Origin of the sequence: Saccharospirillum sp. HFRX-2 (assembly GCF_043196805.1) — a bacterium.
Classification (GTDB): Bacteria; Pseudomonadota; Gammaproteobacteria; order Pseudomonadales; family Natronospirillaceae; genus Saccharospirillum.
Genome location: NZ_JBEBMU010000003.1, coordinates 64,201 through 81,249, shown reverse-complemented (window position 1 = coordinate 81,249; position 17,049 = coordinate 64,201). Strand labels below are relative to the sequence as shown.

The 17,049-nt window shown below is 58.6% G+C and carries 18 protein-coding genes; 10 read left to right on the top strand and 8 right to left on the bottom strand.

Features of this window, described 5'->3' with window-relative positions; genetic code table 11:
• Window positions 1–57 precede the first annotated feature (57 nt).
• The 6 genes from parE to ABMA60_RS08710 are packed head-to-tail and all read left to right on the top strand — an operon-like array spanning window position 58 to window position 6,232.
• Window positions 58–1,959: a DNA topoisomerase IV subunit B gene (gene parE, locus ABMA60_RS08735; protein ID WP_392801633.1), complete on the top strand. Its 1,902-nt coding sequence runs from the start codon at window positions 58–60 to the stop codon at window positions 1,957–1,959.
• 30 nt (window positions 1,960–1,989) lie between these two features.
• Entirely contained in the window at window positions 1,990–2,505 is a 516-nt protein-coding gene (gene cobU / locus ABMA60_RS08730; protein ID WP_392801631.1) for a bifunctional adenosylcobinamide kinase/adenosylcobinamide-phosphate guanylyltransferase, read from the top strand.
• 1 nt (window position 2,506) lies between these two features.
• Window positions 2,507–3,559 (top strand): nicotinate-nucleotide--dimethylbenzimidazole phosphoribosyltransferase, encoded by a 1,053-nt coding sequence (gene cobT, locus ABMA60_RS08725; RefSeq protein WP_392801628.1) that lies wholly within the window; start codon window positions 2,507–2,509, stop codon window positions 3,557–3,559.
• A complete protein-coding gene (gene cobS, locus ABMA60_RS08720) occupies window positions 3,556–4,329 on the top strand; it encodes an adenosylcobinamide-GDP ribazoletransferase (RefSeq protein ID WP_392801626.1) in 774 nt (257 codons plus the stop codon). Before cobT ends, cobS begins: the two co-directional genes overlap by 4 nt.
• The gene (locus ABMA60_RS08715) at window positions 4,322–4,870 is read left to right on the top strand and encodes a histidine phosphatase family protein (protein WP_392801623.1); all 549 of its coding nucleotides are present in this window, start codon (window positions 4,322–4,324) and stop codon (window positions 4,868–4,870) included. Before cobS ends, ABMA60_RS08715 begins: the two co-directional genes overlap by 8 nt.
• Before the next feature lie 51 nt (window positions 4,871–4,921).
• The gene (locus ABMA60_RS08710; protein WP_392801621.1) at window positions 4,922–6,232 is read left to right on the top strand and encodes an NAD(P)/FAD-dependent oxidoreductase; all 1,311 of its coding nucleotides are present in this window, start codon (window positions 4,922–4,924) and stop codon (window positions 6,230–6,232) included.
• A gap of 155 nt (window positions 6,233–6,387) precedes the next feature.
• Here the strand turns inward: ABMA60_RS08710 and folE are convergent, their stop codons facing one another.
• Together folE and lpxL are read right to left on the bottom strand one after the other, a co-directional pair.
• Window positions 6,388–7,029 (bottom strand): GTP cyclohydrolase I FolE, encoded by a 642-nt coding sequence (folE, locus tag ABMA60_RS08705; RefSeq protein WP_392801618.1) that lies wholly within the window; start codon window positions 7,027–7,029, stop codon window positions 6,388–6,390.
• A gap of 65 nt (window positions 7,030–7,094) precedes the next feature.
• A complete protein-coding gene (gene lpxL / locus ABMA60_RS08700) occupies window positions 7,095–8,060 on the bottom strand; it encodes an LpxL/LpxP family Kdo(2)-lipid IV(A) lauroyl/palmitoleoyl acyltransferase (protein WP_392801616.1) in 966 nt (321 codons plus the stop codon).
• An 81-nt stretch (window positions 8,061–8,141) separates the two neighbouring features.
• Here lpxL and ABMA60_RS08695 point away from each other — a divergent pair, with 81 nt between their 5' ends.
• Window positions 8,142–8,288 (top strand): hypothetical protein, encoded by a 147-nt coding sequence (locus ABMA60_RS08695; protein ID WP_392801614.1) that lies wholly within the window; start codon window positions 8,142–8,144, stop codon window positions 8,286–8,288.
• Window positions 8,289–8,314: 26 nt separating this feature from the next.
• Here ABMA60_RS08695 and ABMA60_RS08690 read toward each other — a convergent pair whose 3' ends face one another.
• Entirely contained in the window at window positions 8,315–8,698 is a 384-nt protein-coding gene (locus ABMA60_RS08690) for a RidA family protein (protein ID WP_392801611.1), read from the bottom strand.
• Between the two features lie 177 nt (window positions 8,699–8,875).
• Here ABMA60_RS08690 and speA point away from each other — a divergent pair, with 177 nt between their 5' ends.
• Window positions 8,876–10,792 (top strand): biosynthetic arginine decarboxylase, encoded by a 1,917-nt coding sequence (gene speA / locus ABMA60_RS08685; RefSeq protein WP_392801608.1) that lies wholly within the window; start codon window positions 8,876–8,878, stop codon window positions 10,790–10,792.
• A 164-nt stretch (window positions 10,793–10,956) separates the two neighbouring features.
• On the opposite strand, the gene ABMA60_RS08680 is transcribed toward speA, so the two are convergent.
• Together ABMA60_RS08680 and leuA are read right to left on the bottom strand one after the other, a co-directional pair.
• Entirely contained in the window at window positions 10,957–11,574 is a 618-nt protein-coding gene (locus tag ABMA60_RS08680; RefSeq protein WP_392801605.1) for a YqiA/YcfP family alpha/beta fold hydrolase, read from the bottom strand.
• 54 nt (window positions 11,575–11,628) lie between these two features.
• A complete protein-coding gene (gene leuA / locus ABMA60_RS08675) occupies window positions 11,629–13,326 on the bottom strand; it encodes a 2-isopropylmalate synthase (RefSeq protein WP_392801602.1) in 1,698 nt (565 codons plus the stop codon).
• A gap of 335 nt (window positions 13,327–13,661) precedes the next feature.
• Between leuA and ABMA60_RS08670 the strand changes: the two genes are divergently transcribed.
• A complete protein-coding gene (locus ABMA60_RS08670) occupies window positions 13,662–14,147 on the top strand; it encodes an Lrp/AsnC family transcriptional regulator (protein ID WP_392801598.1) in 486 nt (161 codons plus the stop codon).
• 132 nt (window positions 14,148–14,279) lie between these two features.
• On the opposite strand, the gene ABMA60_RS08665 is transcribed toward ABMA60_RS08670, so the two are convergent.
• From ABMA60_RS08665 to ABMA60_RS08655, 3 genes are all read right to left on the bottom strand, one after another.
• The gene (locus ABMA60_RS08665) at window positions 14,280–14,552 is read right to left on the bottom strand and encodes an HU family DNA-binding protein (RefSeq protein ID WP_108126709.1); all 273 of its coding nucleotides are present in this window, start codon (window positions 14,550–14,552) and stop codon (window positions 14,280–14,282) included.
• A 61-nt stretch (window positions 14,553–14,613) separates the two neighbouring features.
• Window positions 14,614–15,777 carry an FAD-dependent oxidoreductase gene (locus tag ABMA60_RS08660; RefSeq protein ID WP_392801594.1) on the bottom strand — a complete coding sequence of 388 codons (1,164 nt, stop codon included), beginning with the start codon at window positions 15,775–15,777 and terminating at the stop codon, window positions 14,614–14,616.
• The gene (locus ABMA60_RS08655; RefSeq protein ID WP_392801591.1) at window positions 15,774–15,941 is read right to left on the bottom strand and encodes a rubredoxin; all 168 of its coding nucleotides are present in this window, start codon (window positions 15,939–15,941) and stop codon (window positions 15,774–15,776) included. Before ABMA60_RS08655 ends, ABMA60_RS08660 begins: the two co-directional genes overlap by 4 nt.
• 192 nt (window positions 15,942–16,133) lie before the next feature.
• Here ABMA60_RS08655 and ubiA point away from each other — a divergent pair, with 192 nt between their 5' ends.
• On the top strand, window positions 16,134–16,997 hold the full coding sequence (gene ubiA, locus ABMA60_RS08650; protein ID WP_392801588.1) for a 4-hydroxybenzoate octaprenyltransferase: 864 nt from the start codon (window positions 16,134–16,136) through the stop codon (window positions 16,995–16,997).
• Window positions 16,998–17,049: the final 52 nt, after the last annotated feature.

The following is a 17,049-nucleotide window of genomic DNA, read 5'->3' as shown; positions in this document are numbered from 1 at the left end:
GAACCTATTCAACCCGGCCCAGCGCCGAACCCGTTTTTGTACGAGGCAAACCACAACATGAGTCAGAGCAGTTATTCGGCCGATGCCATCGAGGTACTCAGTGGTCTCGACCCGGTGCGTAAGCGCCCGGGCATGTACACCGATACCAGCCGCCCCAACCACCTGGCCCAGGAAGTCATCGATAACTCAGTCGACGAAGCCATCGGCGGCTATGCCAACAGCATCGAGGTGGTGCTCTACAAAGATAACTCCCTCTCGGTGGCCGATAACGGCCGCGGCATGCCAGTCGACATTCACCCTGAACACGGCGTACCGGGCATCGAACTGATCCTCACCCGACTGCACGCTGGCGGTAAATTCTCCGGCAAAAACTATCAGTTCTCTGGCGGCTTGCACGGCGTCGGGGTGTCGGTGGTCAACGCCTTGTCGCAGCTGCTGGAAGTGGCCGTCAAACGCAATGGCAAGATCTACCGCATGGGTTTTGCCGACGGCGAAAAAGCCTCCGACCTGGAAGAAATCGGCACCTGCCCGAAGCGCGAAACCGGTACCACGGTGCGTTTCCTGCCCGATCCCAAATATTTCGACAGTGGCAAATTTCTGGTCAGCCGACTGCGCCATGTGCTGCGCGCCAAGGCGGTACTCTGCCCTGGGCTGAGCATCACTTTCTATAACGAAGAAAAAGACGAAACCGATCACTGGTTCTACGAAGATGGCCTGCGCGATTACCTGCATTCGGCCACGGCCGTTTACGACCCGCTGCCCGCCGAACCCTTTGTCGGTTCGTACAGTAGCGAAGAGGAAGCGGTCGACTGGGCGGTGCAATGGCTGCCCGATGGCGGCGAAGGTGTGCAGGAAAGCTACGTCAACCTGATTCCCACCGCCTTGGGCGGCACCCACGTTAATGGCTTGCGCCAGGGTCTGCTTGATGCGTTGCGCGATTTCTGCGACTACCGCGGCTTGCTGCCACGTGGCGTCAAACTGAGCCCGGAAGACGTCTGGGATAAATGCCATTATGTGCTGTCGTACAAGCTGCGCGATCCGCAGTTTTCCGGCCAGACCAAAGAGCGGCTGTCATCACGCCAGGCTTCGGCTTTTATTGCCGGTATCGTCAAAGACGCCTTCGCACTGTGGCTGAACCAACACACCGATCTCGCCGATCAGATTGCTGAACTGGCCATCAACAATGCCCAGTCGCGCCTTAAACAAGCCAAGAAAGTAGCGCGCAAAAAAGTCACTCAAGGTCCGGCACTGCCCGGCAAACTGGCCGACTGTTCCGGTGTGGAAAGCGCTCGCTCAGAGTTGTTTCTGGTGGAAGGTGACTCGGCCGGCGGCTCCGCCAAACAGGCGCGCGACCGAACCTTCCAGGCGATCATGCCGCTGCGCGGTAAAATTCTGAACACCTGGGAAGTCGACAGCAATGAACTGTTGGCCAGCCAGGAGGTGCACGATATCGCCGTTGCTCTGGGCGTTGATCCAGACACCGACAACATCGAAGGTTTGCGCTATGGCAAGGTCTGTATTCTCGCCGATGCCGACTCCGACGGTTTGCACATCGCGACCTTGTTATGCGCTCTTTTCGTCAAACACTTCCGCACCCTGGTCGATAACGGCCACGTGCACGTAGCCATGCCGCCGCTGTATCGTGTCGACGTCGGCAAGGAAACCTTCTACGCCCTGGACGATTCCGAACGCGACGGCATTCTCGATCGCATCAAGGCGGAGAAGAAAAAAGGCAAGCCGCAGGTCACCCGCTTTAAAGGCTTGGGAGAGATGAACCCTATCCAACTGCGCGAAACCACCATGGACCCGAACACCCGCCGGCTGGTGCAACTGCGCATCGAAGCCGAAGACAGCGAAGCGACCCGCGAAGTCATGGATATGATGCTGGCGAAAAAACGCTCCGGCGATCGCAAAACCTGGCTGGAATCCAAGGGTAATCTGGCGGATGTGGTGAGCTGAGTCGGCAACTAATCAGGAGCGGGATCCTCTATGGCGGTACATCTGATCCTCGGTGGTGCCCGCTCCGGAAAATCCCGCTTTGCTGAAAGTCGTGCGCTGCAAAGCGCCGGTGATTTGTATTATTTTGCCACCGCCCGTGCCGGCGACGCCGAAATGCAGGCGCGTATTGAACATCATCAAGCCGGGCGCAACGCCCGCTTTCAAAGCCATGAAATCCCGCTTGATCTGGCGGCTGCCGTGGCCGAATTTGACCGCAGTGGTAACACCATTCTGGTCGACTGTCTGACGCTCTGGCTCAGCAACTGGCTGACCGAAGATCCCGATCACTGGCCCGCTCAGCGCCAGGCTTTTCTCGATGCGCTGCCAGGCAGCCAGGGCCACTGGCTGCTGGTCAGCAATGAAGTCGGTCAGGGCATCGTGCCGCTGGGCGAGCTGAGCCGGAGGTTTGTCGACGAAGCCGGCTGGTTGCATCAGGCCATTGCCGAACTGGCCGACGAAGTGACCTGGGTGGTCGCCGGCCTGCCGCAAACCTTAAAAGCGCCCTGATATGCCCTACTCCTTTGCCATCAACGCCCTGCCGACCGATCTCGATGAGGCCATTCAGCAACGGCTCGACAATCTGACCAAACCGCCCGGCTCGCTGGGGCAGTTGGAAAGCATTGCCACACAAATTGCCCGCATCCAACACACGACAACGCCACAGCTGGGCGCTTTGCATCATTGGGTATTCGCTGCCGATCACGGCGTTTGTGCTCAGGGCGTCAGTCCCTATCCAAGCAGCGTAACGCGGCAGATGGTGCAGAATTTTCTCGCCGGCGGTGCGGCCATTAATCAATTCTGCCGGCAGCATGCGGTGCCGTTAAAGGTGGTCGATGCTGGTTTGAATGGCGAGCCGCTGGACGATCATGCCGATTTAATTCAGGCGCGCGTTAGCAACGGCAGCGCCGATTTTACTCAACAACCGGCCATGTCACCGGCGCAGTTTGAACAGGCGATCAGCACCGGCGCTGAACTAGCGCGACAGTCACTCGAAGCTGGCGCCGATGTGCTCAGCTTCGGCGAAATGGGCATCGGCAATACCACGGCGGCGGCGGCTTTGATGGCCGCCTGTTGCCATCGCGATGCAGCAGATTGCGTGGGCGCTGGCACCGGAGCTTCGAAGCCGATGCAACAACATAAGGCGGACGTTATTGAGGCTGCGTTACGCCTGCACAGCTCACAGCTAACGAATGGTGCGGCAATTATGCAGCATCTCGGCGGCCTGGAATTGGCGATGATGGCCGGTGCAATGGCTGCCACCGCCGAAGCCGGCCATGCCTTTATAGTCGATGGATTTTTGGCGACGGCGAGCTTAGCGACGGTGTGGAAAGATCAGCCGGCCATTGTCGATTACGCCTTATTCAGCCACTGCTCCGATGAAAGTGGTCACCGCGAATTGCTCAAAGCGCTCGGCGCAAAACCACTGCTGCAACTGGACCTGCGCTTGGGCGAAGGCACTGGCGCGGTACTGGCCTGGCCTTTGATTCAGTCGGCGGTTGCCATGCTCAGCGGTATGGCCAGTTTCGACAGCGCCGGTGTCAGCCGGAGCGACGCCGAATGATCGCTGCGCTGACTCGCCAATATCACGCCTTCTTTAACGCCTGGGTGTTTTTCACCCGGCTGCCCGCGCCGCCGAAAGTCGCCTTTAACGACGACCACCTAAACCAGGGCAGTCGCTATTTCAGTTGGATCGGAGTGATCGTCGGCGCCATGCTGGCACTTATCTTTCATGGCCTGCAGTCAGTTTTACCCCTCGCACTCGCGGTCGGTTTAATGCTCGGTGCCAGCCTGTTGTTGACCGGCGCTTTTCACGAAGACGGCTTGGCCGATGTATTCGATGGCCTCGGTGGCGGCTTTAGCAAAGACGCCGCCCTGAGCATTATGAAAGACAGCCGCCTCGGCACTTATGGTGCAGCGGCGCTGGTGATCACTCTTGGCTTGCGCGGCATAGCTCTGTTCTACGTCTTAAGTGATGCGCCGCTGAGCGCTTTCTGGCTGCTGCCTTTAGTGCACGGCTGGAGTCGTTTCTGGGCGATTTCGACCTTGTGGACACTCGACTACGCGCGCGCCGATGCCACTAGCAAAAGCAAACCTTTGGCGACGCGCTTTGGTGTTACCGCCAGTCTGGTTGCAGCCTTACCGCTGCTCATTATTGTGATGCTGCCTTGGCAGACGCTGCTCTGGGCAGTGCTGTTGGCGGTGTTATTGCGCGCTGTTCTGGTCGGCTGGTTCCGCCGCCGCCTCGATGGTTATACCGGCGATTGCCTGGGTGCGGCCCAGCAATTACAGGAGTTGCTGTTGCTGCTGGTCTGGGTGGCCAGCGGTGTTTAACAGCCCGCAATTCGTGCGTCACGGTGCGCCGCTTGAGACCGGCTTCTGTTATGGCCACAGCGACCCCATCTTGTTGGCAACACCGGCGCAAACGGCGGCTCGGTTAAAGCTAAAGCTCGCGCCCTGGCAACGGCTGTTCACCAGCCCATCGCCACGCTGTGCGCAACTGGCGCTGGCTTTGGACGAAAAGGCTGAGTTAATACCCGCCTTACGGGAACTGAATTTTGGCGACTGGGAAGGCAAGGCCTGGGATGCCATTGATCGCGCCGGGCTCGACCGCTGGGCGCAGCAACCTCTGGAATTTGTGATCCCCGGCGGTGAAAGCGGCCGCGATCTGTACCGGCGTGTGGCCGACTGGGCCAATACCATCCGCCTGGGTAAGGACGATTTAATCATTGCCCACGCTGGTAGTTTGCGTGCCTTGGCGGCAGTCTTGTTAGAGTGTCCTTTTGATGATTGCTGGCAATGGCCGTTAGCCTACGCCACAGCAGTGCGCTTGCATCCGAACACCGCTGGCTTCGTATCCGAAGACACCGCCTGACGCGGTCGAGCAGCCAGCCACCGATTTCTTTCTAAACTTTGGGATCTAACCATGAGCAACGACATCGAACAGATTGTCATCATCGGCGGTGGCGCCGGCGGGCTGGAACTGGCCACGCGACTGGGGCGCCTGTGGGGACGCAAAGGCAAGGCCCGCGTCACCCTGATCGACCGCAACAACACTCACCTGTGGAAACCGCTGCTACACGAAGTGGCCGCCGGTTCGCTCGATGCGGGCGTCGATGAGGTCAACTACCGTGGCCATGCGCGTCGCCACGGTTTTCACTTTACCCTCGGCAGCGTTTACAGCCTGGATAGAGAGCGACGCGAAGTGATACTGGCGCCGCTGGTCGATGAAGAAGGCCAGACCGTGCTCGACGAACGCCGCGTGCGCTACGATCAACTGATCTTCGCGCTCGGCAGCGTCACCAACGATTTCGGCATTCCCGGCATCGCCGACCATTGCCTGATGCTCGATGCCCCCGGCCAGGCCGAACGGTTTCATCGCCATCTGCTTAACGCCTTTTTACGCCAGGATCGCGCCCGTGCTGCAGGTCAGGATGCACAACTGAAACTGGTCATTGTCGGCGGCGGCGCCACCGGTGTTGAGCTGTCGGCGGAGCTGTACAACTCCGCCACGGTGTTGCAGGACTACGATCTGGACCACATCGGCCCGGAACATTTGCAGGTCAGTCTGCTGGAAGCCGGCCCGCGCATTCTGCCGGCGTTGCCGGATCGCATTGCCGGCTCGGTGATCAAGGAGCTGAGTAAGCTGGGCGTTAAGGTGCGTCATAACACCAAGGTGGTGCGTGGTCACGACGGCGCGCTGGAAACCGACGAAGGCGAGATGATCGACGGCGATATTATGGTGTGGGCCGCCGGTGTTCGCGCACCGAATTTCCTGAAGGATCTGGCCGGGTTGGAAAGCGCGCGCAACAACCAACTGATGGTCAACCAGACCTTGCAGACCACCCGCGACGAACGCATCTGGGCGCTGGGCGACTGCTGCGCCTGCCCGCAAAGCGATGGCAGTTGGGTGCCACCGCGCGCTCAGTCAGCACACCAGATGGCGAGCCATATTCTGAAAAACCTTAAACGCCAAAAAGCCGGCAAGGCATTAGTGGATTACCACTACAAAGACCACGGTTCACTGATCAGCCTGAGCCGATTCAGTACCGTCGGTTCCTTGATGGGCAACCTGACGCGTGGTTCGATGATGATTGAAGGACGCCTGGCGCGGCTGGTTTATATCAGCCTCTATCGCCAACATCAGATGGCGCTGCACGGTGTGACACGAACGCTGATGCTGGCGTTGATTGACCGGCTGAATCATGCGATTCGGCCGAGGTTGAAGTTGCATTGAGGCGCCTGGCGGCGCCTGCTCTAAGCTAAACGGGAGCGGTATGCCGCCCAGACGGGAGACGCTAATTACTGCACGGGCGCCGCCGGCGCCCGACAAACCCGCGCCTCACGTCTGGGCGGCACACCGCTTCCGTCCAGCGTCTCCCAAAGCGCCTCTCAGGCGCTTAAAAACTCTGCTCTACGTGCCGCGTCCTGCAAAAACACCCCACCCAAAGCACGCGTTTCCGTACGCGACTGGCCGTCGCGAACACCGCGTGCTTTGACGCAGTAATGCGTGGCGTCGATCTGTACCGCTACGTCCTCGGTGCCGAGCAAGGTCTGCAGCGCCACCAGAATCTGCTGGGTCAGTCGTTCCTGAACCTGCGGTCGTTGCGCGAAGAAACGCACAATGCGATTGATCTTCGACAGACCGATCACTTTTTCTTTCGGCAAGTACGCCACCGTCGCCAGGCCATCGATGGTGATGAAGTGGTGCTCGCAGGTCGACAGCACTTCGATGTCGCGCACCCGCACCATTTCGTTGACGTTCATTTTATTATCGATCTGGGTGATCTTGGGAAAGTGCTGGTAATCCAAGCCGGAGAAAATTTCGTCGACGTACATCTTGGCGATGCGCAATGGCGTTTCCACCAGGCTGTCATCGGCCAGATCCAATCCGAGCGTGCCTGCCACTTCCGCCATCAAGCTCTCAATGCGGGCCACTTTCTGATCACGATTGAGGTCGTTGGGCACCATGGGGGTTTCCAATCCGCGAGCGATCAAGGCTTCCTGGACGGCCAGGGCTTCGTTACTGAACATGGGCAATTTCCGATCTGGGCAGGTTTATGCAATACGACGTTGTCAGCGTGTCGGATGACCGCCGATCAATAGACCGACGGTTCGCCTTCCGGGCGGGTCTTAAAGCGCTTGTGCAACCACAAATACTGCTCAGGTTGTTCGCGCACCTTGGCTTCCAACCATTGGTTGAATACCCGGGCGTCGGCGTCTTCATCGTCGCTGGGGATCGGCAAGGCAGGTTCAAAGCGCGCCACATAACGGCACGGATCTTCATCGCGATAGAAAAACACCGGCACCACCGCCGCACCACTCGATTTGGCGAGCTTGGTGGTCATGGTCACGGTCGCGGTGGGGATGTTGAAAAACGGCACGAAGGTGGAGGCCTTACGACCGTAATCCTGATCCGGTGCGTACCAGACGATGCGGCCTTCGCGCAGCGAGCGGATCAAGCCACGCATATCACGCCGGGCGATGCTGCGTGAACACCAGCGTTCGCGCGAACGGGTCATAAAGTAGTTGAGCAGTTCGTTGTCGTGCTTGCGGTAGATCAGATCGTATTCGCGAATCAGACCAAACAAAGCACCGGCCATATCGAGAATGGTGAAGTGACCACCCACTAACAACACGCCTTTGCCCTGCTGCTGAGCGGCATCGAGATGTTCGAGACCTTCCCAGCGGACTTTATCGCGCATTGGCTCCATGGGTTTCACCCAGGATCGCGCGGTTTCCAACATGCCGAGAATGTAGGAGAAGAAGCTGCGCTTAAGCAGCTCGCGGTGCTCGGCCTCGCTCAAATCGGGAAAACACACTTTCAGGTTACGATCGGCGACATGACGACGACTGCGCGCCGCCGCCATCAGGATCGGCGTTAACCAGCGCGCTACTCGTACCCGGCCGCGCTCGCTGAGCCGGCCGATGCAGTGCATAAAACCGATAAACAGCCAGGGTCCCCAATAACGCGGGGCTAGGAAATCGCGATAATGGAAGCGATCGGTTACGCGTGAATCGCGTTGGCGGGTTTTTCGGGGACGAGGTGCTTTGGCTTGACGCATGCTGGGCCGGGATCGTTAAATGACGCTCTAGTTTATCAAAACCGGCCCAGCCGGGCGATTGCAAATCAGGACATTCAGACAATGGCTAAGCCTCTGCCTAAAATTCTCACTCGCCGCCGCGGCGCCCATAAGCTGCTCAGTGCTCTGGCGGCCTTGCAAGTTCACTGGCAAGGCTACAAAGATGCGCGCGCGGCCCTGAAGGCGCGTAAAAAAGCCGGCCGCGCTTAATCGTCACGCTTCCCTGCCGGGCTGGCTTAAGCCAGTCCCAAGACTCCATCCATTTCCACATTCGCGCCCTTGGGCAGTTCGGCCACGCCGATAGCCGCGCGCGCCGGGTAGGGCTGCACGAAATACTCGGTCATGATGTCGTTGACGGTGGCGAAGTGGCCGAGGTCGGTCAGGTAGATGTTGAGCTTGACGATATCCTGCAAACTGCCGCCGGCCGCTTCACAAACCGCGCGCAGATTACGGAACACCTGATGCACCTGAGCGGAGATGTCGCCATCGACCAGCGTCATGGTCTCCGGTACCAGCGGAATCTGGCCGGACAGATAAACGGTGTCGCCCATTTTGATGGCTTGCGAGTAGGGACCAATCGCCGCCGGGGCCTGGTCGGTACTGATAACGCTCTTGTTCATGGTGAGGCTCTCTTTAAGTCGATTTTATTATGAATGTCGGCTTCAGCCCGGCCATATCGCCGACTGACACCGCTGAAAAAGTGAGCCACGCATTATCGCCAATTGCGGCGCAACTACAAAGCACTACAATCCGCTAACATTCATCCTTTTTCCCTTATTGCGGGAGTTCGTTCGCTCATGAATTGGTCCGTCAATGACGCTTTGGAACGCTACAACGTCGATCGCTGGTCAGAAGGTTATTTCGGCATTGCCGAAGATGGCCGGGTCACGGTGCGCCACGATTCCGGTGACATCCGCCTGACGCGCATCGTCGAGGCGGCGCGCAGTCAGGGACTGCAATTGCCGTTGCTGGTGCGCTTTCCGCACATCCTTCACGATCGGGTAGCGCGTATTGTTGAGGCGTTCGATCAGGCCATCGTGTCGGAAAAATACCAGGGGCGTTATCAACCACTGTATCCGATCAAGGTGAATCAGCAGCGTCGTGTGGTGGAAGAAATCATCGCCGGCCAACAGCGCGTCTGTGGCGGCCGCATTGGCCTGGAAGCCGGATCCAAACCGGAACTTTTGGCGGTGATGGCCGAAGCCTACAAAGGCGAAACCACCTTGGTGTGCAACGGCTATAAAGACAAAGAATTTATCCGTCTGGCGTTACAGGCGGAGAAACTCGGTCACCGGGTCTATCTGGTGGTCGAAAAAGCCAGCGAAGTCGACTGGATTGTGCAGATCGCACGCGAGCTCGAAGTGCAGCCACGCATTGGCGTAAGAGCGCGGCTGTCGTCGATCGGCAAAGGCAACTGGCAGAACACCGGTGGCGAGAAATCGAAGTTCGGTTTAACGGCATCCGAAGTGCTGAACGTGGTCGAAACCTTAAAAGCCGCGGACCTGCTCGACGCCTTCCAGTTGCTGCATTTCCATCTCGGTTCACAGATTGCCAACATCCGCGATATTCAGGTCGGGCTGCGCGAGTGCGCGCGATTTTATGTGGAACTGCGCGAACTCGGTGCGCCGATCAGTGCGGTGGATGTTGGTGGCGGCCTGGGTGTCGATTACGAAGGCACGCGTTCGCGCTCCAGTTGCTCTATGAATTACAGCACGGCCGAATACGCCAACAACGTCATCTATGCCTTCCGTCAGGCGGCGGAAATGGCCGATCAGCCGCATCCGGATGTGTTCAGTGAATCCGGCCGCGCGGTGACCGCTCACCATGCGGTGCTGATCACCGACGTGATCGAAGAAGAACGCGCCGAAAGCAGCGAATTGCAGGCGCCGGACGCCGAGGCGGTGCCGGCGCTGCACGAGCTCTGGTCCTGCCATCAGGATCTCGACAATCGCAAACGTTCATTGCCGGAGCTGTATCACGATGCCGGTTATTTTCTCAGCGAATGCCACCAGGCCTATAACCTTGGCCAGTTGAACCTGGCCGGTCGCGCTCAGGCCGAAGAGCTGGCGCGCAGCCTGAACCTGAAATTGCGCACGCGACTGAACGCAGCCAAGAGCAGCCATCGAGTTATTCTCGATGACCTGAACGAAAAGCTGGCGACAAAACTGTTCGTGAACTTTTCGGTGTTTCAGTCGGTGCCGGACATCTGGGGTATCGATCAGATTTTCCCGGTGCTGCCATTAACTGGCCTGGATCGTGAACCGACCGAGCGCGGTGTTATTCAGGACATCACCTGCGACTCGGACGGCCGCATCGATGGCTATGTCGACGGCGAAGGCATCGAAACCACGCTGCCGCTGCCCGCCTGGCAGGCCGACGAAAAACCCTGGTTGGGCTTTTTTATGGTCGGCGCCTATCAGGAAATTCTCGGCGATTTACACAACCTCTTTGGCGATACCGACAGCGTCGATGTTTACCTCGACGGCGGCGATGCGGTGCGCCTGGAGAACCAGCGCAAAGGCGATTCGATTGAAGCGGTGTTGCGCTCGGTCGATTTCAATCCGGAATTGCTGCGCTCGGCTTATCAGCGCCAGCTTGATGCGTCGACACTCGATAGCGAGCAGCAAAGCCGTCTGATGCGCGATTTCGAGCAGGGCCTAACGCGCATTACCTACCTGGAAGCGCGCCAGGCGACGGCGCCAATCGACGCTTGAATCTGCGCTGCCCGTTTTGCAGCGCACCGTTTTCGGGTGATTATCCGGCGCGTAGCGTCGGTGCTCACACCGTTAAATGTGAGCGCTGCCGACGGGCATTTTTGATTGGGGTGCGCAAAGGCTGGTTCGGCTATCGCCGCGAAACGCGGGTGCGCTGAGCGCGGTTAAAGCTGGATAATGCTGTCCCAGGCTTCGCGCCAATGTTCGAAGCGATGGCTGCCACCAGCGTATTGGTGCAACTCGCACCAGGGTTCACACAGTGCAGCGGTGGCCGCGCTGGTCAGCACCTCATCCCCTTCGTCCAGAAACACCGTCAGCCGATCGCCAAAGCCCGCCAATAGCGACGGTACTCGCTCAAGCCAGGTGGTCAGTTCCGGGCCGACCGCAGCATCAACATGGTGGCGAGTGCCGGTTACGTAGTTAGTTAATTGCTGACCGAGGCTGTCTTCCAGCAGGCCACTTTCGTGCACCAGCAGCGGGTTAATCAACACCGCCTGGGCATCAAAGCGATCGCCTTCGGCCAGCGCCAGCAAGGCCAGCAAACCGCCCATCGACGAGCCCATCAGCAGCGGACGCCCCGGTGCCGCATTGAGTTTTTGCACCAGGCCGGCCAAGGCGTCATGCATCTCGGGGACGCTGTAATAGAAGGCGTTGTGCGCCTGGAACTGCCAGCCGCTGGCTGCGGCCTGATCATAAAAATAGCGCGCTTTGTCGCTGGGAAGTTCGCCGTCGACTTCGACCGCGGAGTTAAAACCGTTGATATAGATGAGGGTTGTGCTCATCTTTTTGCCCTGAGTTGCCACACTGCTCGACATCCTTGTCGAAGCTCGAGTGTTTTACAAGGCGGGCGCTTCGGCACCGGCGGCGGCTACATCGGCTTTGCTAGCACGCTGGTAACGGCCAACGGCGGTGAGCAGCGATTGCAGCGCCGTGGTCGAGGTGTCTTCCGCCAGAGCAGCGGCGGTCACCGGGGTGTTGTTAACCAGCACCTTCAGGCAGCACAGCGCTTTGGCGTTGGTGCCTTCGCTGAGCGCAAATTCGTCGTAGGCATCGACTTTCAGCGACAAATCGAACTGTTTCTCCAACGCCGCCGCCAAGGCTTCCAGCGCGCCCTGACCGTAACCCTGCAACAGGGTCGGGCTGCCGGCGTCGCCGAAATTGACCTGAGCTTCAACGCCGGCATCGGTGCGATGCAGGTCGTAGGTGTGCAAACGCCAACCATCGGGAATGGCCAGGTATTGCGAATCGAACAGGCTGTGCACGCGCTGCGAATCGACTTCATCGCCGGTCACTTCAGCATCACGCTGCACGACCTTGGCGAAATCGATCTGCAACCAGCGCGGCAGCGAAATACCGTAATCGCGCTCCAGCACGTAGGCGACGCCGCCTTTGCCGGACTGGCTGTTGATGCGCACCACTTCTTCGTAACGACGACCCAGATCGGACGGGTCGATCGGCAAGTAAGCCACCTGCCAGATATCGCCTTCGCTGCGCTTGTTCAGGCACTTGCGAATGGCGTCCTGGTGGCTGCCGGAGAAGGCGGTGAACACCAACTCACCCGCGTAAGGATGACGCGGATGGGTTTCGATTTCGGTGCAGTATTCAACGGTGCGAATGATGCGCGCCATGTCCGACAAATCCACTTTCGGGTCGATGCCCTGGGAGTAGAGGTTCATCGCCATGGTCACCAAATCCATATTGCCGGTGCGCTCGCCGTTGCCGAGTAAGGTACCCTCGATGCGATCGGCACCGGCCATCAGACCGAGTTCGGCTGCCGCCACGCCACAGCCACGGTCGTTATGCGTGTGCAGGCTGACAATGATGTGTTCGCGCTGTTGGATGTGGTCGCAGACCCATTCGATCTGATCGGCGAACACATTGGGTGTTGCCATTTCCACCGTCGCCGGCAGGTTGATGATCATCTTCTGACCATCCTGGGGGCGCCAAACATCAGTTACCGCGTCGATCACTTCGACGGCGTAATCCAGCTCAGTGCCGGTAAAACTTTCCGGTGAGTACTGGAAGGTCCAGTCGGTATCCGGGAATTGCGCAGCCAGGCGCTGTACTTCTTTGGCGCCTTCAACGGCGATGGCTTTGATGCCATCGCGGTCCTGTTCGAACACCTGCTCGCGCTGCACCGTCGAGGTGGAGTTGTAGACGTGCACGATGGCGCGCGGTGCGCCTTTAAGCGCTTCATAGGTGCGCGCAATCAATTCCGGCCGCGCCTGGGTCAACACCTGAATGTTGACGTCATCGGGAATGCGGTCTTCTTCAATCAATTTACGGCAGAAGTCGAAATCCGGCTGGCTTGCGGCCGGGAAGCCGATCTCGATCTGCTTGAAGCCCAGATCGACCAGCAGATCAAACAGCTGCTGTTTCTGGGTCAGGTTCATCGGCTTGACCAGCGCCTGGTTACCGTCGCGTAGATCAACCGCACACCACTGCGGCGCCTGCTCGATAACCTGGTCAGGCCAGCGGCGATCAGTCTTGCGGATAGGGGCGAAGGGACGGTACTTGCGGTGGTCGAAGCTCATGTCGGTGTCCTGTTTTCTCTGGCCGGCCGGGATCTCCGGTGGGCTCAGTGTGCAAGATTAGCTAAGGGGTCAATGCAGCTCAACATGATGGACCGGCTCGCGACGATCGGTCGGAACCGGCCAGCTCGGCAGCGGTCCGGGTCGGTCCGACTGCATGGTCTGGCCTTGTGGGCTGGACCGGGTCTCGGCCAGCGTGGGTAGACGGCAGACCGGTTGAGCAACGTGACACAGTATAGGCCGGCGCCTTCGCAAGGTGTTTGCGAATTTGCTGTTTATTCGCTCAATATCGACATAATATGTCGCTAACTAATAAATATTGGACATTTAATTTCACGATGAATGAAAAACTGGTCAAGATCGACAAGATAGACCGCCGCATTCTGGAATGCCTGCAGGCCGATGGTGGGCTGACCAACCAGGAACTGGCCGAGCGTGTCGGGCTGTCGCCCTCGCCCTGTTTGCGCCGGGTTCGGGCACTGGAAGAGGCAGGCATCATTTTAAAAAGAGTCACCTTGCTGGAACGCAAGGCGCTGGGACTATCGCTGACGGCCATCATCCTGATCAGCATGGACCGCCACATTCCCGAGCGTTTCGCCGAGTTCCAAAGCCAGATCGAAGCCTGCCCGGAAATTCAGGAGTGTTATCTGATTACCGGTCACGACGCCGACTACATGCTTAAGGCGGTGGTGCCGGATATGGATACCTTTCAGGAACTGCTGCTTAACCGCATCACCCGGATTCCGGGCGTGACCGGCGTGCATTCCAGCTTTGTACTGCGTCGGGTGGTCGATAAAACCGACCTGCCGCTGGGTTATGTTTAGATGGACAGCGTCTAGGCGGGTTGTTTTAGATGAGAATGCTTAGGCGGGAAATAAAACGCTAGAAACGCAAACGGGGCCAGACAGGCCCCGTTTCCTAACAATGCCGCTGGGCGGCACCGCTAACCATCAAACTCAGTTGACAGCGTCTTTCAGAGCCTTGCCAGGCTTAAAGGCAACAGTGTTGCTGGCTGGGATCTGAATGGTTTGACCTGTTTGAGGGTTCTTACCGGTACGAGCGGCGCGGGCACGAGCTTCAAAAGTGCCGAAACCGACCAGAGTCACAGATTCTTTTTTGGCAACGGTGTTGGTGATCTGATCCAACATGGCATTCAAAACATCGTTGGCCTTCTCTTTAGAGATGTCTGCTTTCTCTGCAATTGCAGCGGCCAGTTCAGGTTTACGCATAAGTATTTCCTTCTGTTTTTATCGTGGTACACGATGCATCTTTCAGCATACGTTACGGTTTTTAGGTTGCCAACAGCGGCGGGACTGTCTTCAACCAGGTGTTACGTTCTTTGATACGTTCGCCGCACAGGGCAAAGCCCAGTACATCATCCCCGCGGCGATACACGGCCGCTAGATTAGCGCCACTGCCCTCGATTTGCCATGCCCCATCGCCTCTTGGTGGGTAGGCGATCACAGGACAGGCCGGAGTTTTTACCGTAATCGGCATCGCCGGCCAGCTCACTGGCGTCGGTTCACCGGCCAGCGTTTTCGCCAAAGCCCGCGCTGCAGTGGTCAACGGCAGGATATACATGAGGTTCAGGCCATCGATTTCGGCGCAGTCTCCTAAGGCGTAGATATCGGCCTGACTGCTTTGTAAAAGTCGGTCAACGACCACGCCCTTATGCACGGCCAGGCCAGCTTCGCGCGCCAGGCGGATACGGGGCGCGAGGCCCACCGCCGACAACACCACCTCGGTGCGCAGCTGCTGGCCGTTGGTCAGGCTGACACTCAGCGCACCGTCTGCAGCGCTATCCACCCGGCTGGCCAGTGGTCCCAGATGGAATCGCACACCGAGCTGCTCCAGTTCGGTTTGCAGAGCGCGACCGATTTCCGGCGGTACCAGACCGGTCAGCAGGCTTTCGCTGGGTGCGGCGACGTCTACCTGATAACCGGCACTGGCCAGGTCGTTGGCGAATTCACAGCCAATCAAGCCAGCGCCCATAATGGTGACCTTGGAATGGCCGTCCAATGCCTGCTGGAAGGCGGCGAAGTCATGACGATCATTCACCCGGCAGATTCGCTCCAGCGCATTGCCTTCCAGTGGTGGCTGCAAAGGTTCAGCACCCACGGCCAATACCAGTCGACCCCAGGTCTGCGGCTGACCCTGGCTGAGCTGCAGCGTGCGAGTCACGGTATCGATAGCCGTCACTTCGGTGTGCGTCAGAATCTGTGCCTGGAATTGTTCGGCAGCGACCTCAGCGGTCATCTGCACCAGATCATCAGCGGTCTGCTGTTTGCTCAGTGCATTAGAAAGGTTGGGCTTGTAATAGCCGGCGCCGTCATCGGCGGTGATGATGACCAGAGGGGTGTCGCTGTCATGCTTGCGCCATTCCCGCACCAGCGTATAAGCCGCCAGGCCGGAGCCCAGCACCACCAGCGGGGCAGACGTTGAAGTCGGTTTCATGCCAGTTCAATCATCTCGAAATCGGCCTTACTGGCACCACAGTCGGGGCAGTACCAATCTTCAGGAACTTCTTCCCAGGGTGTTCCGGGTGCAATGCCTTCATCGGGCAGGCCTTCGGCTTCATCATAGATAAAACCGCAGACGATACATTGCCATTTCTTCATTTTCGCCTCTGTTGCAGCGAGCGCAGTCGGGGGATGGGTTGGTGCGTTGGACGCAGAAACTACTGACAGCAGCCGCTAAAAGCAAGGCAGTTGTTATCACTGGCAAATGCCCAAACCCGTGGATACACTGGCCGCCGTCGACTGGCCCGGGTAGGACACGGGCTGCTAGCAACCGGTCTGAACGGAACCATTATGACCCTCTCAGCTTGGCCCCATTACCTGAAACTGACCCGACTCGATCGCCCCATCGGCATCTATCTGCTGTTATGGCCGACGCTCACCGCCTTGTGGCTGGCGGCCGGCGGTTTACCCCCTATTCATCTGGTGCTGATCTTTATTCTGGGCACCGTGGCCATGCGCAGCGCCGGCTGTGTCATTAACGATTACGCCGATCGTCATTTCGATGGCCACGTTAAACGCACCGCCACCCGGCCGCTGGCTCAGGGTCTGGTCAGCGAGCGCGCGGCCTTAACCTTGTTCGCGGTATTAACGCTGATCGCCTTTGCGCTGGTGCTGCTGACCAACCGCACCACGGTGTTGATGTCCTTCGTCGGGCTGTTTCTGGCGGCGCTTTATCCGTTTATGAAGCGCCATACCTACCTGCCGCAACTGTTTCTGGGCGCGGCCTTTTCCTGGGCCATTCCGATGGCCTACACCGCCGTGGACGCGCCTTTTACCGCCGCTACCTGGCTGCTCTATATCGCTAATATTCTGTGGACGGTGCACTACGACACCCTCTACGCCATGGTCGATCGCGATGACGATCTGAAAATCGGCGTTAAATCGACCGCCATTCTGTTCGGCGATGCCGACCGCTTAATGGTCGGTCTGTTGCAGATCATGACCTGGGTCGCCTGGTTGTTGTTGGGACTGCACGCCGACCTGGGGCTGTTCTGGGGCCTGGGTCTGGCCGTAGCCGCCGGTTGTTTTGTGTTCCAGCAGTGGTTGATTCGCCATCGCGAACGCGACCCGAGCTTCCGCGCCTTTCTCAATAATCACTGGGCCGGGATGGCGCTGTTCGTCGGGGCGGTGATCGATTTGGGTACGCCGCTGTAGCAGCCGCTCTCTGACGCATTGCAGATTTTTGACAATCTGATGAAAGCTGTAA

Coding starts and splice junctions, on each gene's coding strand:
- parE (WP_392801633.1), top strand. CDS start 58: ATGAGTCAGAGCAGTTATTCGGCCGATGCCATCGAGGTACTCAGTGGT.
- cobU (WP_392801631.1), top strand. CDS start 1,990: ATGGCGGTACATCTGATCCTCGGTGGTGCCCGCTCCGGAAAATCCCGC.
- cobT (WP_392801628.1), top strand. CDS start 2,507: ATGCCCTACTCCTTTGCCATCAACGCCCTGCCGACCGATCTCGATGAG.
- cobS (WP_392801626.1), top strand. CDS start 3,556: ATGATCGCTGCGCTGACTCGCCAATATCACGCCTTCTTTAACGCCTGG.
- ABMA60_RS08710 (WP_392801621.1), top strand. CDS start 4,922: ATGAGCAACGACATCGAACAGATTGTCATCATCGGCGGTGGCGCCGGC.
- folE (WP_392801618.1), bottom strand. CDS start 7,029: ATGTTCAGTAACGAAGCCCTGGCCGTCCAGGAAGCCTTGATCGCTCGC.
- lpxL (WP_392801616.1), bottom strand. CDS start 8,060: ATGCGTCAAGCCAAAGCACCTCGTCCCCGAAAAACCCGCCAACGCGAT.
- ABMA60_RS08695 (WP_392801614.1), top strand. CDS start 8,142: ATGGCTAAGCCTCTGCCTAAAATTCTCACTCGCCGCCGCGGCGCCCAT.
- ABMA60_RS08690 (WP_392801611.1), bottom strand. CDS start 8,698: ATGAACAAGAGCGTTATCAGTACCGACCAGGCCCCGGCGGCGATTGGT.
- speA (WP_392801608.1), top strand. CDS start 8,876: ATGAATTGGTCCGTCAATGACGCTTTGGAACGCTACAACGTCGATCGC.
- ABMA60_RS08680 (WP_392801605.1), bottom strand. CDS start 11,574: ATGAGCACAACCCTCATCTATATCAACGGTTTTAACTCCGCGGTCGAA.
- leuA (WP_392801602.1), bottom strand. CDS start 13,326: ATGAGCTTCGACCACCGCAAGTACCGTCCCTTCGCCCCTATCCGCAAG.
- ABMA60_RS08670 (WP_392801598.1), top strand. CDS start 13,662: ATGAATGAAAAACTGGTCAAGATCGACAAGATAGACCGCCGCATTCTG.
- ABMA60_RS08665 (WP_108126709.1), bottom strand. CDS start 14,552: ATGCGTAAACCTGAACTGGCCGCTGCAATTGCAGAGAAAGCAGACATC.
- ABMA60_RS08660 (WP_392801594.1), bottom strand. CDS start 15,777: ATGAAACCGACTTCAACGTCTGCCCCGCTGGTGGTGCTGGGCTCCGGC.
- ABMA60_RS08655 (WP_392801591.1), bottom strand. CDS start 15,941: ATGAAGAAATGGCAATGTATCGTCTGCGGTTTTATCTATGATGAAGCC.
- ubiA (WP_392801588.1), top strand. CDS start 16,134: ATGACCCTCTCAGCTTGGCCCCATTACCTGAAACTGACCCGACTCGAT.